The sequence below is a fragment of the Streptomyces sp. CA-251387 genome, assembly GCF_050936625.1.
In the GTDB taxonomy this organism is placed as follows: domain Bacteria; phylum Actinomycetota; class Actinomycetes; order Streptomycetales; family Streptomycetaceae; genus Streptomyces.
The window spans coordinates 5,475,650-5,491,626 of the sequence record NZ_JBNJMJ010000001.1; the positions used below are offsets into that span (position 1 = coordinate 5,475,650).

Below are 15,977 nucleotides of genomic sequence, written 5' to 3' on the forward strand. Positions count from 1 at the left end.
AAACGGTCGTCGGGGCCGGGGGCACGCCCCCGGGTTCAGGGCCAGGGTAGCCGCTCGGGGATACTTGACCCCATGGCTTACGACGATCTTCGTTCCCTGCTCAGGGCACTGGAACGCGAAGGCGACCTCAAGCGCGTCAAGGCCGAGGTCGATCCGTATCTGGAGGTCGGGGAGATCGTCGACCGGGTCCAGAAGTCCGGCGGTCCCGCGCTGCTCTTCGAAAACGTGAAGGGGTCGTCGATGCCCCTTGCGATGAACGTCTTCGGCACCGACCGGCGGCTGCTGAAAGCCCTGGGCCTGAAGTCGTACGGCGAGATCTCCGACAAGATCGGCGGACTGCTCAAGCCCGAGCTGCCGCACGGGTTCGTCGGTGTCCGCGAGGCCTTCGGGAAGCTCGGCGCGATGACGCACGTACCGCCGAAGAAGGTGAAGTCGGACAACGCGCCCGTGCAGGAGGTCGTGTTGCACGGCGACGAGGTGGACCTGGACCGTCTCCCGGCGCTGTTCACCTGGCCCAAGGACGGCGGCTCCTTCTTCAACCTGGGGCTCACGCACACCAAGGACCCGGAGAGCGGCGTACGGAATCTCGGTCTGTACCGCCTCCAGCGCCACGACAAGCGCACCATCGGCATGCACTGGCAGATCCACAAGGACAGCCGCAACCACTACCAGGTGGCTGCCAGGAGGGGCGAGCGCCTCCCGGTCGCGATCGCCTTCGGATGCCCGCCCGCCGTGACTTACGCCTCCACCGCCCCGCTCCCCGGCGACATCGACGAGTACCTCTTCGCCGGGTTCATCGCGGGCAAGCGGATCGAGATGGTGGACTGCAAGACGGTCCCGCTCCAGGTCCCGGCGCAGGCGGAGGTCGTGCTGGAGGGCTGGCTGGAGCCCGGCGAGATGCTGCCGGAAGGCCCCTTCGGCGACCACACGGGTTTCTACACCCCGCAGGAGCCCTTCCCCGCCCTGAAGATCGACTGCGTGACGATGCGCCGCCGGCCCCTGCTCCAGTCGATCGTCGTGGGCAGGCCTCCGACGGAGGACGGACCGCTGGGCCGTGCGACGGAGCGTTTCTTCCTCCCCCTGCTGAAGATCATCGTCCCGGACATCGTGGACTACCACCTGCCGGAGGCGGGCGGCTTCCACAACTGTGCGATCGTCTCGATCGACAAGAAGTACCCCAAGCACGCCCAGAAGACGATGCACGCGATCTGGGGTGCCCACATGATGTCCCTGACCAAGCTGATCGTGGTCGTCGACTCCGACTGCGACGTCCACGACCTGCACGAGGTCGCCTGGCGGGCCCTCGGCAACACCGACTACGCCCGTGACCTCACGGTCGTCGAAGGCCCCGTCGACCATCTCGACCATGCCTCCTACCAGCAGTTCTGGGGAGGCAAGGCAGGCATCGACGCGACGAAGAAGTGGCCCGAGGAGGGCTACACACGCGACGGCGGCTGGCCGGACATGGTGGAGTCCGATCCCGAGACCGCGGCGAAGGTCGACCGCCGCTGGAAGGAGTACGGACTGTGAGCAGCGCCTCCGCCGCGATTCCGCAGCCAGGACGCACGAAGGCGTTCCTCCGCCTCGTCATGATCGAGCACTCGGTGTTCGCGCTGCCCTTCGCGTACATCGCCGCGCTCACCGCGATGTTCCAGTGGGACAAGAACATCCACTGGGGCCGGCTGCTCCTGGTCACCATCTGCATGGTGGGCCTGCGCACCTTCGCCATGGCGGTCAACCGGATCATCGACCGCGAGATCGACGCGCGGAACCCGCGGACCGCCCAGCGCGAACTGGTGACCGGCGCGATGTCGGTCCGCCACGCCTGGACCGGCGCCCTGATCGCCCTGGTGATCTTCCTGGGCGCGGCGGCCCTGCTGAACCCCCTGTGCCTGGCCCTCGCCCCCATCGCGGTGATCCCGATGGTGGTCTACCCCTACGGCAAACGCTTCACCAACTTCCCCCAGGCCATCCTGGGCCTGGCCCAGGCGATGGGCCCGGTCGGCGGCTGGCTGGCGATCACCGGCTCCTGGTCCTGGGACGCGGTGATCCTGGGCCTCGCGGTGGGCATCTGGATCGGCGGCTTCGACCTCCTCTACGCCTGCCAGGACGTCGACACCGACCGCGAGATCGGCGTCATGTCGGTCCCGGCCCGCTTCGGTATCCCGGCGGCGATCTGGGGAGCGCGGGTCTGTCACGCGGTCACGACGGGACTGTTCGTCTGGTACGCCCTCGCCACGGACGCGGGCGCGTTCTTCTGGCTGGGCCTGCTGATCGTGGCCGGCGCCTTCCTCTACGAGCACTCGATCGTGCGCCCGCATGACCTGTCCCGCGTAAACAGGGCGTTCTTCAGCGTCAACGGGTTCATCGGGATTGCCCTGTTCGTGTGTGCGCTGCTGGATCTTCTGGTCCGGGGTCTGACGGTCTGAATAGCGTGCGGGCCATGAACCGCCTGCACGCTCAGCTCGCCCGGTTCGAGGACGCGTTCCCGGCTTCCGGACGGAGATCGTCGAGGGGAGCGTCGTGGCGAGCCCGGTCACATCGCACCACGGGAGGACGATTCATGAGGTCTGGACCGCCCTTGAGTCCCAGCTGGACTCGCAGTGGGGCGTGGTGAGCGATGTCGCGTTCGCCTTCGACGCCGACAACGAGTTCTGCCCGGACCTGGCCGTCATACCCGCATCGGAGGCGGCGAGGAACCGGATCGCCTACGCACCCGACCTCATCGAGCTGGTCGTGGAGGTCGTCTCCGGGGGCACGGTCCGCCGAGACTACGAGATCAAGCCCCGCTGGTACGCCTCCCGAGCCATCGCCGACTTCGTGATTCTCGACCCGCTGCGGGGCCACGCCGTCACGATGTGGAACGCCGGCCCCGAGGGCTACGGAAGCCGCGACACCATCCCCTACGGCCCCGACCTGACCCTCGATTCCCCCCTCGGCAAGCTGACGATCCCCACCGCCGGCCTACCCGTCGACCCTAAAGCGCGGACCCGGCCCTGAGCGCCGGCCCGCCCGCCCGGCGCCGCAGCACGAACGCCGCCGCCACTCCCGCCACGAGCCCCACCAGATGCCCCTGCCAGCTGACCCCGGACTGGGTCGGGGCGAGGCCCGCCAGGATCGAGCCGCCCCAGACCGCGCCCACCAACAGGCCGACCAGGATGCCAAGAGGACGCCGCTCCACGAAGCCGGTGACCAGGAGGAAACCGAAGAGGCCGAAGATCAGGCCGGAGGCGCCCGCGGTGTTGGTGCCGGACGGGGATATCAGCCACACGCCCAGGCCGTCGGCCACGATGATCAGGGCACAGACGGCGGCGAACCGGCGTATGCCGCCGAGCGCCGCGAGGAACCCGAGGACCAGCAGCGGCACGCTGTTCGCGGCGACGTGGGCGAAGCCGAAGTGGATGAAGGAGGCCGGGACGACGTCCACCAGCTCGGAGGAGACACGCGGGACGATGCCGAAGCCGTCCAGTGCGTGCCCGGAGATCACGTCGACCACTTCCAGCAGCCACAGCAGCGCGACCCAGCCCACCATCAGCTTGGCAGCGGCCTTCGCACGGTCGCCCCGCGACCGCTCGAGCTCCCCGACCGGCATGGCACTCCCCACTGTTCCCTCGTCCCCTCCGGGGAACGCCCGGGCCCCCTTGGCCGGTTCCCACCCCGCGACGCCGGATAGGCTCGGTGTCGTGAACCCAGTCAAGCCAGGAGAGACGCCGCGTACGCCTTGGATCGTAGGGGTCTCCGGCGCTTCCGGCACCCCCTATGCCGCCTCGGTGCTGCGTGCCCTGCTGGCCGCCGGCGAGAGCGTCGACCTCGTGGTGTCCCGGGCCTCGCGGCTCACCCTGCTCGACGAGACCGGGATCTCCTTCCGGGACGCGCACTGGCAGGACGACCTGCGCGAATGGTTGTCGCGGGGCGCCGACGGCAAGCCGGGAACCTTCCAGGCGGACATCGAGGGCGTACGGCACTGGAGCGCGGGCGACCTCGCCGCCGGTCCGTCCTCGGGGTCGTACCCCGTGAAGGGCATGCTGATCGTGCCGGCCTCCACAGCCTGCGTGGCGGGCGTCGCGCTCGGCCTGTCGAAGGACCTGCTGCAGCGCGCGGCGAGCGTGACCCTCAAGGAGGGGCGCAAGCTGGTCGTGGCCGTACGGGAGACCCCCCTGAACGGCCAGACCCTGCGGCACCTGGTGACCCTGGACGACGCGGGCGCGACCGTGGTGCCCGCCTCGCCGGCCTTCTACGCGGGGGCGACGCACATCCAGGACCTGGTGGACTTCGTCGCCGGACGGGTCCTCGACGCGGCGGGCGTCGAGCACCGGCTCTACCGCCGCTGGAAGGGCGAACTCGGCGGCGGGGCCCGCACGACATGAACGCCCTCTGAGTAAGTCGCAGTACCTCGCATCACTTCGGGAACCATTCAAGACCTCTTCAGTGGAAGGCTTCGAATCGCATGGACGCGGTGGACAGGCAGCTCATCCAGGCCCTGAGGGAGAACGGCCGGGCCTCCTACGCGGAGCTGGGACGCCTCGTCGGCCTGTCGGGACCCAGCGTCACCGACCGCATCAACCGGCTGGAGGCGGCCGGCGTCATCACCGGCTACCGCGCCACCGTCGACGCCGCCTCGCTCGGCCTCGGCGTCACCGCGCTGATCGGCATCTCGCTCTCCGACGCCACCGACCACGAGGACGTGGCGAACCGCCTGCGGGACCTCAACGAGATCGAGGACTGCTGGTTCATCGCCGGCGACGACTCCTACATGCTCAAGGTGCGCGCGGCCGACGTGGACGGCCTCGAGAAGATCATCCGGCGGCTGTCCGGCACCAAGGGTGTCTCCCGGACCCGTACGACGATCGTGCTCTCCACCAAGTGGGAGAACCGGGTCGGGGAGCTGCCGGAAGAAGCGTAGGCCGCAGGCCGTATGGGGGTCCCCCCGCCCGAAGGGTGGGGGAGTACGGTTGACGAAGTCTGTCTGAGAGAGGTGTACGCATGGACGTCGGGCTCAAGCGCGAGCTGGAGGAGAAGGTCCGATCCGGTGAGCGGCTGTCCCGCGAGGACGGCGTCGCGCTGTACGAGTCGGACGACCTGGCGTGGCTCGGCGGACTCGCGCACGAGGTGCGGACGCGCAAGAACGGCGACGTGGTCCACTTCAACGTCAACCGCCACCTCAACATGACCAACGTGTGCACGGCGTCCTGCGCCTACTGCTCCTTCCAGCGCAAGCCGGGCGAGAAGGACGCGTACACGATGCGTATCGAGGAGGCGGTGAAGCTCGCCAAGGCGATGGAGAGCGAGAACCTCACCGAGCTCCACATCGTCAACGGGCTGCACCCGAACCTCCCGTGGCGCTACTACCCGCGCTCGCTGCGGGAGCTGAAGGCCGCCCTCCCGAACGTCTCCCTGAAGGCCTTCACGGCCACGGAGATCCACCACTTCGAGACGATCAGCGGTCTGTCGGCGTCCGAGATCCTGGACGAGCTGATCGACGCGGGCCTGGAGTCCCTCACCGGCGGCGGTGCGGAGATCTTCGACTGGGAGGTCCGGCGGCACATCGTGGACCACCGCACCCACTGGGAGGACTGGTCCCGTATCCACCGCCTGGCGCACGAGAAGGGTCTGAAGACCCCGTGCACCATGCTGTACGGCCACATCGAGGAGCCGCGGCACCGGGTGGACCATGTGCTGCGGTTGCGCGAGCTGCAGGACGAGACGGGTGGCTTCCAGGTCTTCATCCCCCTGCGCTACCAGCACGACTTCGTCGACATGAAGGACGGCAAGGTACGCAACCGCCTCCAGGCCCGCACCCAGATGGCCACCGGCGCCGAGGCCCTGAAGACCTTCGCGGTGTCGAGGCTGTTGTTCGACAACGTCCCGCACGTCAAGGTCTTCTGGGTCATGCACGGCGTCCAAACCGCCCAGCTGGCCCTCCAGCACGGCGCCGACGACATGGACGGCTCGGTCGTCGAGTACAAGATCACCCACGACGCGGACAACTTCGGCACGCCGAACAAGCTGACCCGCGAGGACCTGCTGGACCTGATCAGGGACGCGGGCTTCCGTCCGGTGGAGCGGAACACGCGGTACGAGATCATTCGGGAGTACGACGGCCCCGACCCGTTGCGCCGGGAGTCGCCGCAGCCGATGCGGGTCTGACGGTCGGTTGCGGCTGGTGACCGGATGACCCGGAGGGCCACATTCGGCGGAGAAGCGGTCGTTCCACTGCCCGACGGCGATGTCCTGCGCGGTGCGATGGATGACCGCGGGCACCTGAGGGTCCAGCGGGAGGACGGCTTCGGCGCCCTTGTCTGGGAGGCGGATCTCGGCGATCTCGGTGAGGATCCGAGTCTTCGATACGCCGATTCGCAGACGAGCGACTACGGCTGTCTCTACTGGGCGACCACGGACACGCTGGTGCTTCTCGGGGATGCGACAGCGCTGGTCCTCGGTGCCGCGAACGGTGCGGTGACAACCTCCTACGAGCTGAAGCCCGTCGGCAGACCGTCGCTGGAAGTTTCGGGTGTCTCCGCCCTGCCGGGCGCCGACGGCGTGGTGATCGCCAGCGCCAGGAGGGTGTGGGTGATCGGCTCGGATCTGCAGCCGGTCGTATGCGTGGACGCCGATTCTCTCCTGGCATCGTTCCCCAGGCTCGAACAGGGTTTCCTCGTGGTCGACGAGTACGACTTCGACGGCGAGCAAGGAGAAGTCCGTGCCCGGAGATTTCCGCTCGCTCATGGAGTCGGTCAATCGGGCTGAGGGCTCCATCGGATGCCCTTGGGTCGGGACACTCGCGGCAACCGGGGGTACCCGTCGAGCATGGTCACCACGAAGGCACCTGAGGACGCTTACACCGCTGCACCCTTCGTTCCGGACCGCGGCGGCCTCCCGGCGTTGCGCCGCGCCGCCGCCGAGTGCCGGGGCTGCCCCCTCCACCGGAACGCGACCCAGACCGTGTTCGGCGCCGGGGACAAGAACGCCCGCGTGATGCTCGTCGGCGAACAACCCGGCGATCAGGAGGACCGGCAGGGCAAGCCGTTCGTGGGTCCCGCCGGCCGGCTCCTGGACCGCGCGCTGGAGGAGGCCGGCATCGACCCCGCCGAGGCCTACGTGACCAACGCCGTCAAGCACTTCAAGTTCACCCAGGCCGAGCCCCGCAAGCGCCGTATCCACAAGGCACCGTCCCTGCGGGAGATGACCGCGTGCGGGCCGTGGCTGGCCGCCGAGCTGGCCGTCGTGGAGCCCGAGCTGATCGTGATCCTGGGAGCGACCGCGGGCAAGGCGCTGCTGGGCTCGTCGTTCCGGGTGGGGGAAGTGCGCGGGGCGCTGCTGGAGCGGGAGATCCACGGTCGGCAGGAGAAGCTGGTGGCGACGGTCCATCCGTCGTCGGTGCTGCGGGCGCAGGACGACGCGGACCGGAAGGCCGCGTACGAGGGTCTGGTCTCGGACCTGAAAGTGGCGGCACGCGCACTCTCGTAATGGCTACGATGGCGCGGTGTCCCTTACTTTCACTCTCGACCCCGCCGTCACTCCCACCCTCCGCGACGGCATCCTCGACCTGTGGACCGACGTCTCCAACGCGGGCGGAGCCGTCGGCTTCGTGCCGCCGGTGACGCGGGAGGCGATCCGGCCGTCGCTCGTGAAGCACTTCGCGGCGATGACGGAGGGACAGAGCCGGCTGCTAGTCGGGCACGACGAGACCGGCGACGTGGCTGCGACTGCCTTCTTCACCTTCAACACGCACCACCTGATGACCCACTGGGTGTGGCTGTACACGGTGATGGTGCATCCACGCCACCAGGGCAAGGGCTACGGCCGCGACCTGCTGGCCGCCGCCGAGGAGTCCGCCCGCACCTTCGACGGCATCGAGGCGATCCGCCTCACCTGCCGCGGCGGCCTCGGCCTGGAGCGTTTCTACGGCTCCTGCGGCTACAAGGAGGTCGGCCGGATCCCGGACGCCATCCGGGTCGCGCCGGGCGACGACCGCGACGACGTGATCATGCTGCTGCCGCTCGACTGAGCCCGGCCCAGGGCGCCTGTGCACCGTGCCGACCCCCCTGCAAGATCGGCTGCCCCGCGTGCTTCACTGGACAGTGGCCCTTTTTGGAATCGGAAGAGTGGATTGAGATGCTCCGCTACACACTGATGCGCCTCGGGATCTTCGTGGGCTGCCTCGTGGTCGTCTGGGGCCTCGTCTACTCCGGCCTCGCCCCGCGCGGCCTCGGCGACTCCAACGGCATGTGGATCATCCTGCTCGCCCTGCTGCTCTCGGCCCCGATCAGCTTCGTCGTCCTGCGCAAGGAGCGCGACCGCGCCTCCGTCCGGATCGTCCAGAAGGTCGACCGGATGAAGGCCAACCTGGAGGCGAACCGCAGCCAGGAGGACGCGGCCGTCGACTCGGCCCAGGCACAGGGGCAGGCTTCTTCCCAGGCCTCGTAGGACCGCCGTAGGGCCTTTGCCGGCCCGGCTTCGGGCCTGCACCTCGGCCTTCCGGCCCGGCAGTGATACCGATGGGTAGCTGCGCGGGTCGACCCCCTTACCCTGGCCCGGATCATGATGTGGGATGACTGGAACCACATCGGGCTCACCGGTGTATCACCAGTAGGACCCGCATCCAACGGGCATCGCAACACAAGGGGGAACCGTGGCACGAGGGCGAGCGCGTGCGCAGCAGGGCGCACAACGCGTTGCCGAGGCCGTCGCCTCCGGCACCGATCCGCGGACGGCCGCGCAGGAGGAACTGCGGCGGCAGATCGGCGGACGAGGGACGCAGGGCGCCGGCGGCGAGGAGTACGACGCGCAGGGCTGGGCCATCGACCCGGCCGACTTCCTGGCCGCCCGGGAGCAGGGTGGCTCCACCGCCACCGTCATGCGGCAGAAGACGGTGCCGCTGGACGAGGCAGGGGAGGCGCTCGGCCGTAGCGAGCAGGTGCGCGAGGGCGGCGAGGTGGCGCACGCCATCTGCCCGATGGTGATGCCCAAGGGCCGCTCGTTCATCTCCATGCTGCCGGTGCTGATGCTGCTCGTGCTGGGCGCGGTGGGCGCTGGAATCGTGGGGGCGGCCGGCGCCGACGTCCTGACCAACCCGCTGTTCGGCGTGCACTACTGGGTCATCGCGGTCCTCGCCGTCGGCTTCGTGTGGTGGCGGCAGGGCATGGTGATGGTGCCGGACGGCTGCCAGGCGCTGATCACCAAGTTCGGCAAGCTGGAGACGATCGTCGGCCCGGGCCGGGTCGTGCTGCTGAGCCCGTGGAAGCGGGTGTCGTACATCGTCAACACCACGCGCGAGTACCCCTTCAACGCGCCGGTGCGCGAGGCCCCGACCAAGGGCGGCGTGAAGGCGTCGATCGACCTGTTCATCCAGTTCCGGATCAGCGACCCCACCGAGTTCGTCTACACGCTGGGCGCGGTGCGCGGCTTCGAGGAGAAGCTGAGCAACGCGGTGAGCGAGACGATCCGCACCCTCGTCTACGAGCAGGAAGCCGCCGGCATCTACGACATGGTCGGTGAGGACACCGGCCGTCTGCTGGAGCAGCTCAACCAGCAGTTCCGCCCGGCCGTCGAGCTCACCAACGCCAACATCACCCACGCCGAGCCCTCCGACCAGCGCTACCGCATGGACCTGGCGGCGCCCGAGATGGTCCGGGTGGCCAAGGAGGCGTACACACACGAGTACGCGCTCCAGCTCCGCAAGGAGCAGGACGAGGGCGACCTCACCCGGGAACTCGCCTCCAGCCTGGAGACCCTCTCCGCGATCCAGGCCGACATCGCCCAGTACCAGGCGCAGATGGACACGGCCGTGGAGCGCGAGACCAACCGCGCCGAGGCGCTCGCCCGGCAGCGCTACGTCCAGGCCGAATCGGAGGCGAAGGCCAACGCCGCCCTCCTGGAGGCGCAGGCCCTCGACATCCGCGCGGTGACCGCGGCGGAGGCGCCGGAGATCCTGGAGTACCGCTACCAGCAGCAGGTGCTGGACACGCTGGAGCAGGTCGCCGACCATCTGCCACGCCTGGTGCGCATCGGCGGTGGCGCGGACGCCGGGATCGACTTCCTGGAGCTGGCCCGCGAACTGGTCGGCGAGCGCGGCACGGAACTGTTCACCGACGAGGACATGGCTGCCGTACGGTCGCGGCTCGCCGAGGTGTCCGAGCGGATCGCCGCGCGCGAGACGGAGATCGGCGCGCTGCTGGCCGCCGATCGGCCCACGGTGCCGCAGGTGCCCGAGCAGCCCGAGTCGACCGACAGCTCCGACCGCTCCGACGTCTCCGAGGAGGCCGCCCAGTGAGCAGCGCCCGTTCCCACCGCCGTTCGGTCATCGCCGAGACCGTCGCCCCCTGGAGCGAGATCGCGCGGCTGCTGCGCGGCGGCGAGGCCGACACCCTGATCCCGGTCATCATCCCCCGCCACCGGCGCCGCCTGTGGTGGATGCTGCCGCTGTGGCTGGGCGTCTACGCCCTGCTGACGGGCGTGATGCTGTCCCTGGGTGAGGCGGACTCGACCGCCGGGGACCTCGCCTACGACACCCTCGCCGCCCTCTCCTACGTCGGCGGCGTCGTGCTGCTGCTGATCGGCGTGCTGTGGTGGTGGCGCTCCTCGATCGTCGAGATCGAGCAGGGCACCAACGGCGTGCTGACCCGCTACGGCGCCGTCACCCGCACCCTCGACGCCGGCCGCCACTACCTGTGGCACCCGTGGTCCCGGGTGGACTTCGTCGTCGACACGGCCACCGAAATCCCGTACTCGGCACCGGTGATGGCCTGCCCGACGCAGGAGAACGTGCCGCTGCGCTCGATCGAGTTCTTCCTGAAGTTCCGCATCACCGACGCCGTGCTGTTCGTCCGCACCATCGGCGCGGGCAACTTCGACCTGGTGCTCTCCAGCGCCGTCCAGGACGCGATCCGGCAGCGCGCCCGCAAGATGCGCACCGAGCGGGCGTACGACCTGCGCGGCTCGGACGTGGCCGACATGCAGGAACTGCTCAACCGCCAGCTGTCCGGCTACGGCGTGCGCATCACCGGCTCCAACATCCCGGACGTACAGCTGCCGGCGCAGTACCAGCAGCACCTGGCCACCCGGGAGCGCGTCGCCAAGGAGCGCACCGCGTACGAGCAGGAGTGGGGCCTGATCCGCAAGCGCCGGATCGACCAGCTGGGCATGGACATCGAGCGCGCCAAGAAGGTGCGCGACGCCCGGATCGTCGAGGTCAAGGCCGCGCTGAACCGGGCCCGCGAAGAGGTCGCCCAGCTCCTCGAGCAGCAGGAGACCAACGCCCAGCGCGTGCGGTTCGAGATCGAGACGCGGGGCCGCAGCGGTCTGATCGCCGCCGAGAACGAGGCCCGCGCCCAGCGCGCCCTCGCCAAGGCCTACCGCGACAACCGCGCCGTCCTGCAGTACGAACTGGCCCGGCGCCGACTGGAAGTGGGCGCGAAGCTCGCCGGGAAGGCCCCGCAGCCGGTGGTCGTCCGCACCGACGGCACGGGCACCGACACCTCCGCGCTGTCCACCCTGCTCACCGCGCAGCTGCTGCCCCGGCTGACGGCGCTGCCTGCGGTGGACGGCCGGGTGTTGACCGACCGGATCGCGCGGTTCCAGGACGACGGGAACGACGAGTAGGAGACAGCGGTTGCAGCGGGCCGGGTGGGATCGCCCCTCCCGGCCCGTACGCTAATCGCCATGGGTGCTGTGAAGACCAAGCGGATGCCGCGTGCCGTCCGTGAGCAGCAGATGCTGGACGCCGCCGTGCAAACCTTCGGTCAGCGGGGGTACATGGCCGCGTCGATGGACGAGATCGCCGAACTCGCGGGCGTGTCGAAGCCGTTGGTGTATCTGTACCTCAACTCGAAGGAAGACCTCTTCACCTCCTGCATCCGGCGGGAGGCCGCCGCGCTCATCGAGGCCGTCCGCGCGGGCGTGCGGCGGGACCTGCCCGCCGACCGCCAACTCTGGGAAGGGCTGGGCGCGTTCTTCGCGCACACCTCACAGAACCCGGACGGCTGGTCCGTCCTGCACCTCCAGGCCCGCACCCATGGCGAGCCGTTCGCGTCCGAGGTCGCCGCGATGCGCGCGGAGATCGCCGCGTTCGTGACCCAGCTGATCCTCGCGGCGGCCCGGGAGGCCCATCACGACCCCGACCTCCCCGAGCGCGAGGTCGCCGGACTCGCCGAGGCCCTGGTCGGCGCCGCCGAGTCCCTCGCCGACTGGGCCAACGCCACGCCGGGCGTGACCGCGAGGGAAGCGGCGGCCACGCTGATGAACTTCGCGTGGTCGGGGCTGGGCAATCTCATGGGCGGCCGGCCCTGGACCCCGCCGGACAGCACTCACGAGGTGAGTGGATAGACCTCCCCTGCCACATGGATGCGGTCCCCGCCGCGCAGCTCGAACCGCCCGCCCTCCGCCGCGTACGTCACCGTCCCCGGCAGCAGCACCGGCGCCCGGAACCGAGCCCGTACCAGTACCGCCTCCGGTGTGCCGTGCGCGGCGAGGCAGCGGGCCACCGTCCACATGCCGTGCGCGATGGCGCGCGGGAAGCCGAACAGGCGGGCGGTGAGGGGGTGGAGGTGGATGGGGTTGCGGTCACCGGAGGCGGCACCGTAGCGGCGGCCGACGTCCCCGGCGAGGCGCCATTCGGCGACCTCGGGCAGCGGCTTCTGCACGTCCTGCGGCTCCTTCGTCTCCTCCACTTCCTCCACCTCCTGTTCCTCCACCTCCTGCGCGGCCTCGGGGGCCTGCTGCCCGATGCGATGCCGGGCCAGATAGGTGCTCCGCGACTCCCAGACAACCTCGTCGCCGGCCCGCATCTCGGTGATCACCGCGGCCTCCGTACCGCGCCGGTGCGGCGCCAATCCGTCGATGCGCACGGAGAGTTCGTACGCTCCGGTGGCCGTGAGGGCCCGGTGCCGGGTGATCGTGATCGAGGTATGGACGAGTCCGAGCAGCGGCAGCGGAAAGTCCCGGCCGCTCATCAGCCGCATCGCCAGCGGGAAGCCGAGCAGATGCGGATACGTCACCGGCAGGGCGTCCTCCCCGGTGGGGAAGCCGCACACCCTCTCGTACGCCGCCAGCCGGCCGAGGTCGACGCGCAGGCCGGGCAGAACGAGTCGGGTACGCGGGAACTCCGCGTCGGGGCTGGGGCGTTTGAAGAGTGACAGCAGGGCGCCCCGGGCGAGCAGGGGCGGAAGGGAAGGAGCACTGGTGAGGACGAGGGACATCACGCCCCCAGCAGGCTCTGGCCGCATACGCGTACGACCTGGCCGTTGACGGCCCCGGACCCGGGATCGGCCAGCCAGGCGGTCGTCTCGGCGACGTCGACCGGTAGTCCGCCTTGCGCGAGGGAGTTCATCCGGCGTCCCGCCTCCCGGATGAACAAGGGAATCGCGGCGGTCATCTTCGTCTCGATGAAGCCCGGCGCGACCGCGTTCACCGTCACCCCATGCTCGGCGAGCGCGCGCGGCGCGAGGGAGCGGACCAGGCCGACGATGCCCGCCTTGCTCGCGCCGTAGTTGGTCTGACCGGCGTTCCCCGCCAGCCCCGCGATGGACGCCGTCGCCACGATCCGGCCGCCCCGCCTCAGCGTGCCGCTCGCCAGCAGCGCGTCCGTCGTGCGCAGCACGCTCGCCAGGTTGACGTCCAGTACCGAACTCCAGCGCTCTGCGGCCATGTTGACCAGGCGACGGTCCCGGGTGATCCCGGCGTTGTGGACCAGGACGTCCAGGCCGTCGGGCAGCGCGGCCGCGATGCGCTCGCCCGCGTCGGGCGCGGTGATGTCGAGCGCGAGAGCGGTGCCGCCGAGCCGGTCGGCCACGCGCCGCGCGTCCTGTTCGGCCTGCGGCACGTCCAGGACGACGACCCGGGCGCCGTCCCTGGCCAGCGTCTCCGCGACCGCCTCGCCGATGCCGCGCGCGGCACCGGTGATCAGGGCGGTGCGGCCGGTGAGGGGGCGGTCCGGGTCGGCGGGCGGGGCGCTCTCGTCGTAGGTACCGACTTCGATCACCTGGCCGCTGACGTATGCCGATTTGGGGGAGAGGAGGAATCGCAGGGTCGACGCGGCCGCGTGTGCGTCCGTCAGCCGTACGAGGTTCACCGTCCGCCCGCGCCCGATCTCCTTGCCGAGCGAGCGCGTGAAGCCCTCCAGGGCCTGCTGGACGGCCGCCTGGTGGTGGTCGGCCGGGTCGAGGGGTGCGCCGAGGAGGACGATCCGGCCGCTCTCGGTGACCGACCGTACGACGGGATGGAGGGCCGCGTGCACCTCGGCGAGCGTCTCGACGTCCCGGACTCCCGTGGCGTCCAGGAGGACGGCGGCCGGCTTCTCGGAGGCGGCCGTCAGGCCGAGGCCCTTGTCGGCATCGGCGAGAGCGAGGTCCGACCTGCCGGCCGTGAGCAGCAGCCGGTCGCCCTCCAGCCCGGGCCGCTCGGGTGACCAGCGTTTCAGCGCGGCGGGCTGCGGCAACCCGAGGCGGCGGGTGAGGAAGCGACCGGGCGCGGTGCCGGTGAAGGTCAGATAGCGATCGGCCATGTCCCACTCCCAGTGCCCTCCGGTGCTGACTCCGGAGTAAGGTTACCCGAGGTAAGCCAAGGTGGACGTGAGGAGTGGGTGGAGATGAGCTCTCTGACAGCGCCGACGGTACGGCGCGTCGCGATCATCGGCGGCACCCGCATCCCGTTCGCCCGCTCGGACGGCCCGTACGCCACCGCCTCCAACCAGGACATGCTCACGGCTGTCGTCGACGGCCTCGTGGAGCGGTACGAGCTCGGCGATCCGGGCGCGGTCGGCGAGTTCGTCGCCGGGGCCGTCCTCAAGCACAGCCGGGACTTCAACCTCGCCCGCGAGACCGTCCTCGGCTCGAAGCTGGACGCGCGCACACCCGCGTACGACATCCAGCAGGCCTGTGGCACGGGCCTGCAGGCCGTCATCGCCGCCGCCAACAAGATCGCGCTGGGCCAGACCGAGTCGGCGATCGCGGGCGGCGCCGACACGGCGAGCGACGCGCCCCTCGGCGTCAACGACGAACTGCGCCGGATCCTGCTGGAGGTCCGGCGGGCCCGGTCGCTCGGCGGGCGGATCAAGGCCCTCACAAAGGTCCGCCCCGCCCACCTGATCCCCGACATCCCCCGCAACGCCGAGCCGCGCACCCACCTCTCCATGGGCGAGCACGCCGCCGTCACCGCCCGCGCCTGGGGCATCACCCGCGAGGCCCAGGACGAACTGGCGGCGGCGAGTCACCAGCGGCTCGCGGCTGCGTACGAGCGCGGCTTCTTCGAGGACCTGGTCGTGCCCTTCCGGGGGCTGGGCCGGGACCAGAACCTTCGCCCCGGCTCGACGCCGGAGAAACTGGCCGCGCTGAAGCCGGTGTTCGGCCTCGATCAGCCCGATCCGACGATGACCGCGGGCAATTCGACGCCGCTGACGGACGGGGCGGCGGTCGTGCTGCTGGCGAGCGAGGAGTGGGCCCGGGCACGGGGGCTGGAACCCCTGGCGTACCTCACCGCGTACGAGACGGCGGCCGTCGACTTCGTGCACGGGGATGTCGCGGGCGGCGAGGACGGGCTGCTGATGGCACCGGCGTACGCCGTCCCGCGCATGCTGGAGCGGGCCGGACTCACCCTCCCCGACTTCGACTTCGTCGAGATCCACGAGGCCTTCGCGTCCCAGGTGCTGGCCACGCTGGCGGCGTGGGAGAAGCGGGGTCTCGCCCCGGTGGACCGCGCCCGCCTGAACGTGAACGGATCCTCCCTGGCCACCGGCCACCCCTTCGCGGCGACCGGGGCGCGGATCGTGGCGACGCTGGCCAAGTTGCTGGCGGAGAAGGGCGGTTCGGGCCGCGGACTGATCTCCGTCTGCGCGGCGGGCGGGCAGGGCGTGACGGCGATCCTGGAACGAAGCTGAGGGGCCCTCACATAACCCCCGACGTTGCACATACCCGTCCCCGGACCACCGCCGAACGCGCACACCCCCCACACGCAGGCGCCGTACGATCTCCTGCCTAACCAGC

General features: G+C 70.3%; 17 protein-coding genes. 14 read left to right on the forward strand and 3 right to left on the reverse strand.

All coding sequences use genetic code 11. From position 1 onward, the window contains the following. Positions 1–72: 72 nt before the first annotated feature. The 3 genes from ACQEV2_RS24555 (at position 73) to ACQEV2_RS24565 (ending at position 3,000) form a co-directional block, all read left to right on the forward strand. The gene (locus ACQEV2_RS24555; RefSeq protein ID WP_433045385.1) at positions 73–1,530 is read left to right on the forward strand and encodes a menaquinone biosynthesis decarboxylase; all 1,458 of its coding nucleotides are present in this window, start codon (positions 73–75) and stop codon (positions 1,528–1,530) included. After that, positions 1,527–2,429, forward strand: coding sequence for a menaquinone biosynthesis prenyltransferase MqnP (gene mqnP / locus ACQEV2_RS24560; protein ID WP_433045388.1), 903 nt, complete (start codon positions 1,527–1,529; stop codon positions 2,427–2,429). Before ACQEV2_RS24555 ends, mqnP begins: the two co-directional genes overlap by 4 nt. Positions 2,430–2,523: 94 nt before the next feature. Then, positions 2,524–3,000: a Uma2 family endonuclease gene (locus ACQEV2_RS24565; protein ID WP_433045391.1), complete on the forward strand. Its 477-nt coding sequence runs from the start codon at positions 2,524–2,526 to the stop codon at positions 2,998–3,000. On the opposite strand, the gene ACQEV2_RS24570 is transcribed toward ACQEV2_RS24565, so the two are convergent. After that, positions 2,978–3,592, reverse strand: a complete 615-nt coding sequence (locus ACQEV2_RS24570; RefSeq protein WP_433045394.1) for a rhomboid family intramembrane serine protease — start codon at positions 3,590–3,592, stop codon at positions 2,978–2,980. The two genes, ACQEV2_RS24565 and ACQEV2_RS24570, sit on opposite strands and share 23 nt — an antisense overlap. Positions 3,593–3,683: 91 nt before the next feature. On the opposite strand from ACQEV2_RS24570, the gene ACQEV2_RS24575 reads away from it, so the two are divergent. The 10 genes from ACQEV2_RS24575 (at position 3,684) to ACQEV2_RS24620 (ending at position 12,324) form a co-directional block, all read left to right on the forward strand. Continuing rightward, the gene (locus tag ACQEV2_RS24575) at positions 3,684–4,367 is read left to right on the forward strand and encodes a UbiX family flavin prenyltransferase (protein ID WP_433045396.1); all 684 of its coding nucleotides are present in this window, start codon (positions 3,684–3,686) and stop codon (positions 4,365–4,367) included. 80 nt (positions 4,368–4,447) lie between these two features. Continuing rightward, on the forward strand, positions 4,448–4,903 hold the full coding sequence (locus ACQEV2_RS24580; RefSeq protein ID WP_433045398.1) for an Lrp/AsnC family transcriptional regulator: 456 nt from the start codon (positions 4,448–4,450) through the stop codon (positions 4,901–4,903). 80 nt (positions 4,904–4,983) lie between these two features. After that, positions 4,984–6,147, forward strand: a complete 1,164-nt coding sequence (gene mqnE / locus ACQEV2_RS24585; RefSeq protein WP_433045400.1) for an aminofutalosine synthase MqnE — start codon at positions 4,984–4,986, stop codon at positions 6,145–6,147. Positions 6,148–6,171: 24 nt separating this feature from the next. After that, positions 6,172–6,747 carry a hypothetical protein gene (locus tag ACQEV2_RS24590; protein WP_433045402.1) on the forward strand — a complete coding sequence of 192 codons (576 nt, stop codon included), beginning with the start codon at positions 6,172–6,174 and terminating at the stop codon, positions 6,745–6,747. Positions 6,748–6,807: 60 nt separating this feature from the next. Continuing rightward, positions 6,808–7,467 (forward strand): UdgX family uracil-DNA binding protein, encoded by a 660-nt coding sequence (locus tag ACQEV2_RS24595; RefSeq protein WP_433045404.1) that lies wholly within the window; start codon positions 6,808–6,810, stop codon positions 7,465–7,467. Between the two features lie 16 nt (positions 7,468–7,483). Beyond that, on the forward strand, positions 7,484–8,008 hold the full coding sequence (locus ACQEV2_RS24600; RefSeq protein ID WP_433045407.1) for an N-acetyltransferase family protein: 525 nt from the start codon (positions 7,484–7,486) through the stop codon (positions 8,006–8,008). Between the two features lie 107 nt (positions 8,009–8,115). Then, on the forward strand, positions 8,116–8,427 hold the full coding sequence (locus ACQEV2_RS24605) for a DUF4229 domain-containing protein (protein WP_433045410.1): 312 nt from the start codon (positions 8,116–8,118) through the stop codon (positions 8,425–8,427). Positions 8,428–8,632: 205 nt separating this feature from the next. After that, entirely contained in the window at positions 8,633–10,273 is a 1,641-nt protein-coding gene (locus tag ACQEV2_RS24610; RefSeq protein ID WP_433045413.1) for an SPFH domain-containing protein, read from the forward strand. Next, entirely contained in the window at positions 10,270–11,601 is a 1,332-nt protein-coding gene (locus tag ACQEV2_RS24615; RefSeq protein WP_433045416.1) for an SPFH domain-containing protein, read from the forward strand. Before ACQEV2_RS24610 ends, ACQEV2_RS24615 begins: the two co-directional genes overlap by 4 nt. Positions 11,602–11,661: 60 nt before the next feature. Next, complete coding sequence (locus ACQEV2_RS24620) at positions 11,662–12,324, forward strand: TetR/AcrR family transcriptional regulator (RefSeq protein WP_433045419.1); 663 nt, start codon at positions 11,662–11,664, stop codon at positions 12,322–12,324. Here ACQEV2_RS24620 and ACQEV2_RS24625 read toward each other — a convergent pair. Then, positions 12,306–13,196, reverse strand: coding sequence for a MaoC family dehydratase (locus tag ACQEV2_RS24625; protein WP_433054738.1), 891 nt, complete (start codon positions 13,194–13,196; stop codon positions 12,306–12,308). The genes ACQEV2_RS24620 and ACQEV2_RS24625 overlap by 19 nt on opposite strands. After that, positions 13,196–14,500, reverse strand: a complete 1,305-nt coding sequence (locus ACQEV2_RS24630) for a 3-oxoacyl-ACP reductase (protein ID WP_433045421.1) — start codon at positions 14,498–14,500, stop codon at positions 13,196–13,198. Before ACQEV2_RS24630 ends, ACQEV2_RS24625 begins: the two co-directional genes overlap by 1 nt. Before the next feature lie 84 nt (positions 14,501–14,584). On the opposite strand from ACQEV2_RS24630, the gene ACQEV2_RS24635 reads away from it, so the two are divergent. Further along, positions 14,585–15,871, forward strand: a complete 1,287-nt coding sequence (locus ACQEV2_RS24635) for an acetyl-CoA C-acetyltransferase (RefSeq protein WP_433045424.1) — start codon at positions 14,585–14,587, stop codon at positions 15,869–15,871. The last annotated feature ends 106 nt before the right edge of the window (positions 15,872–15,977 follow it).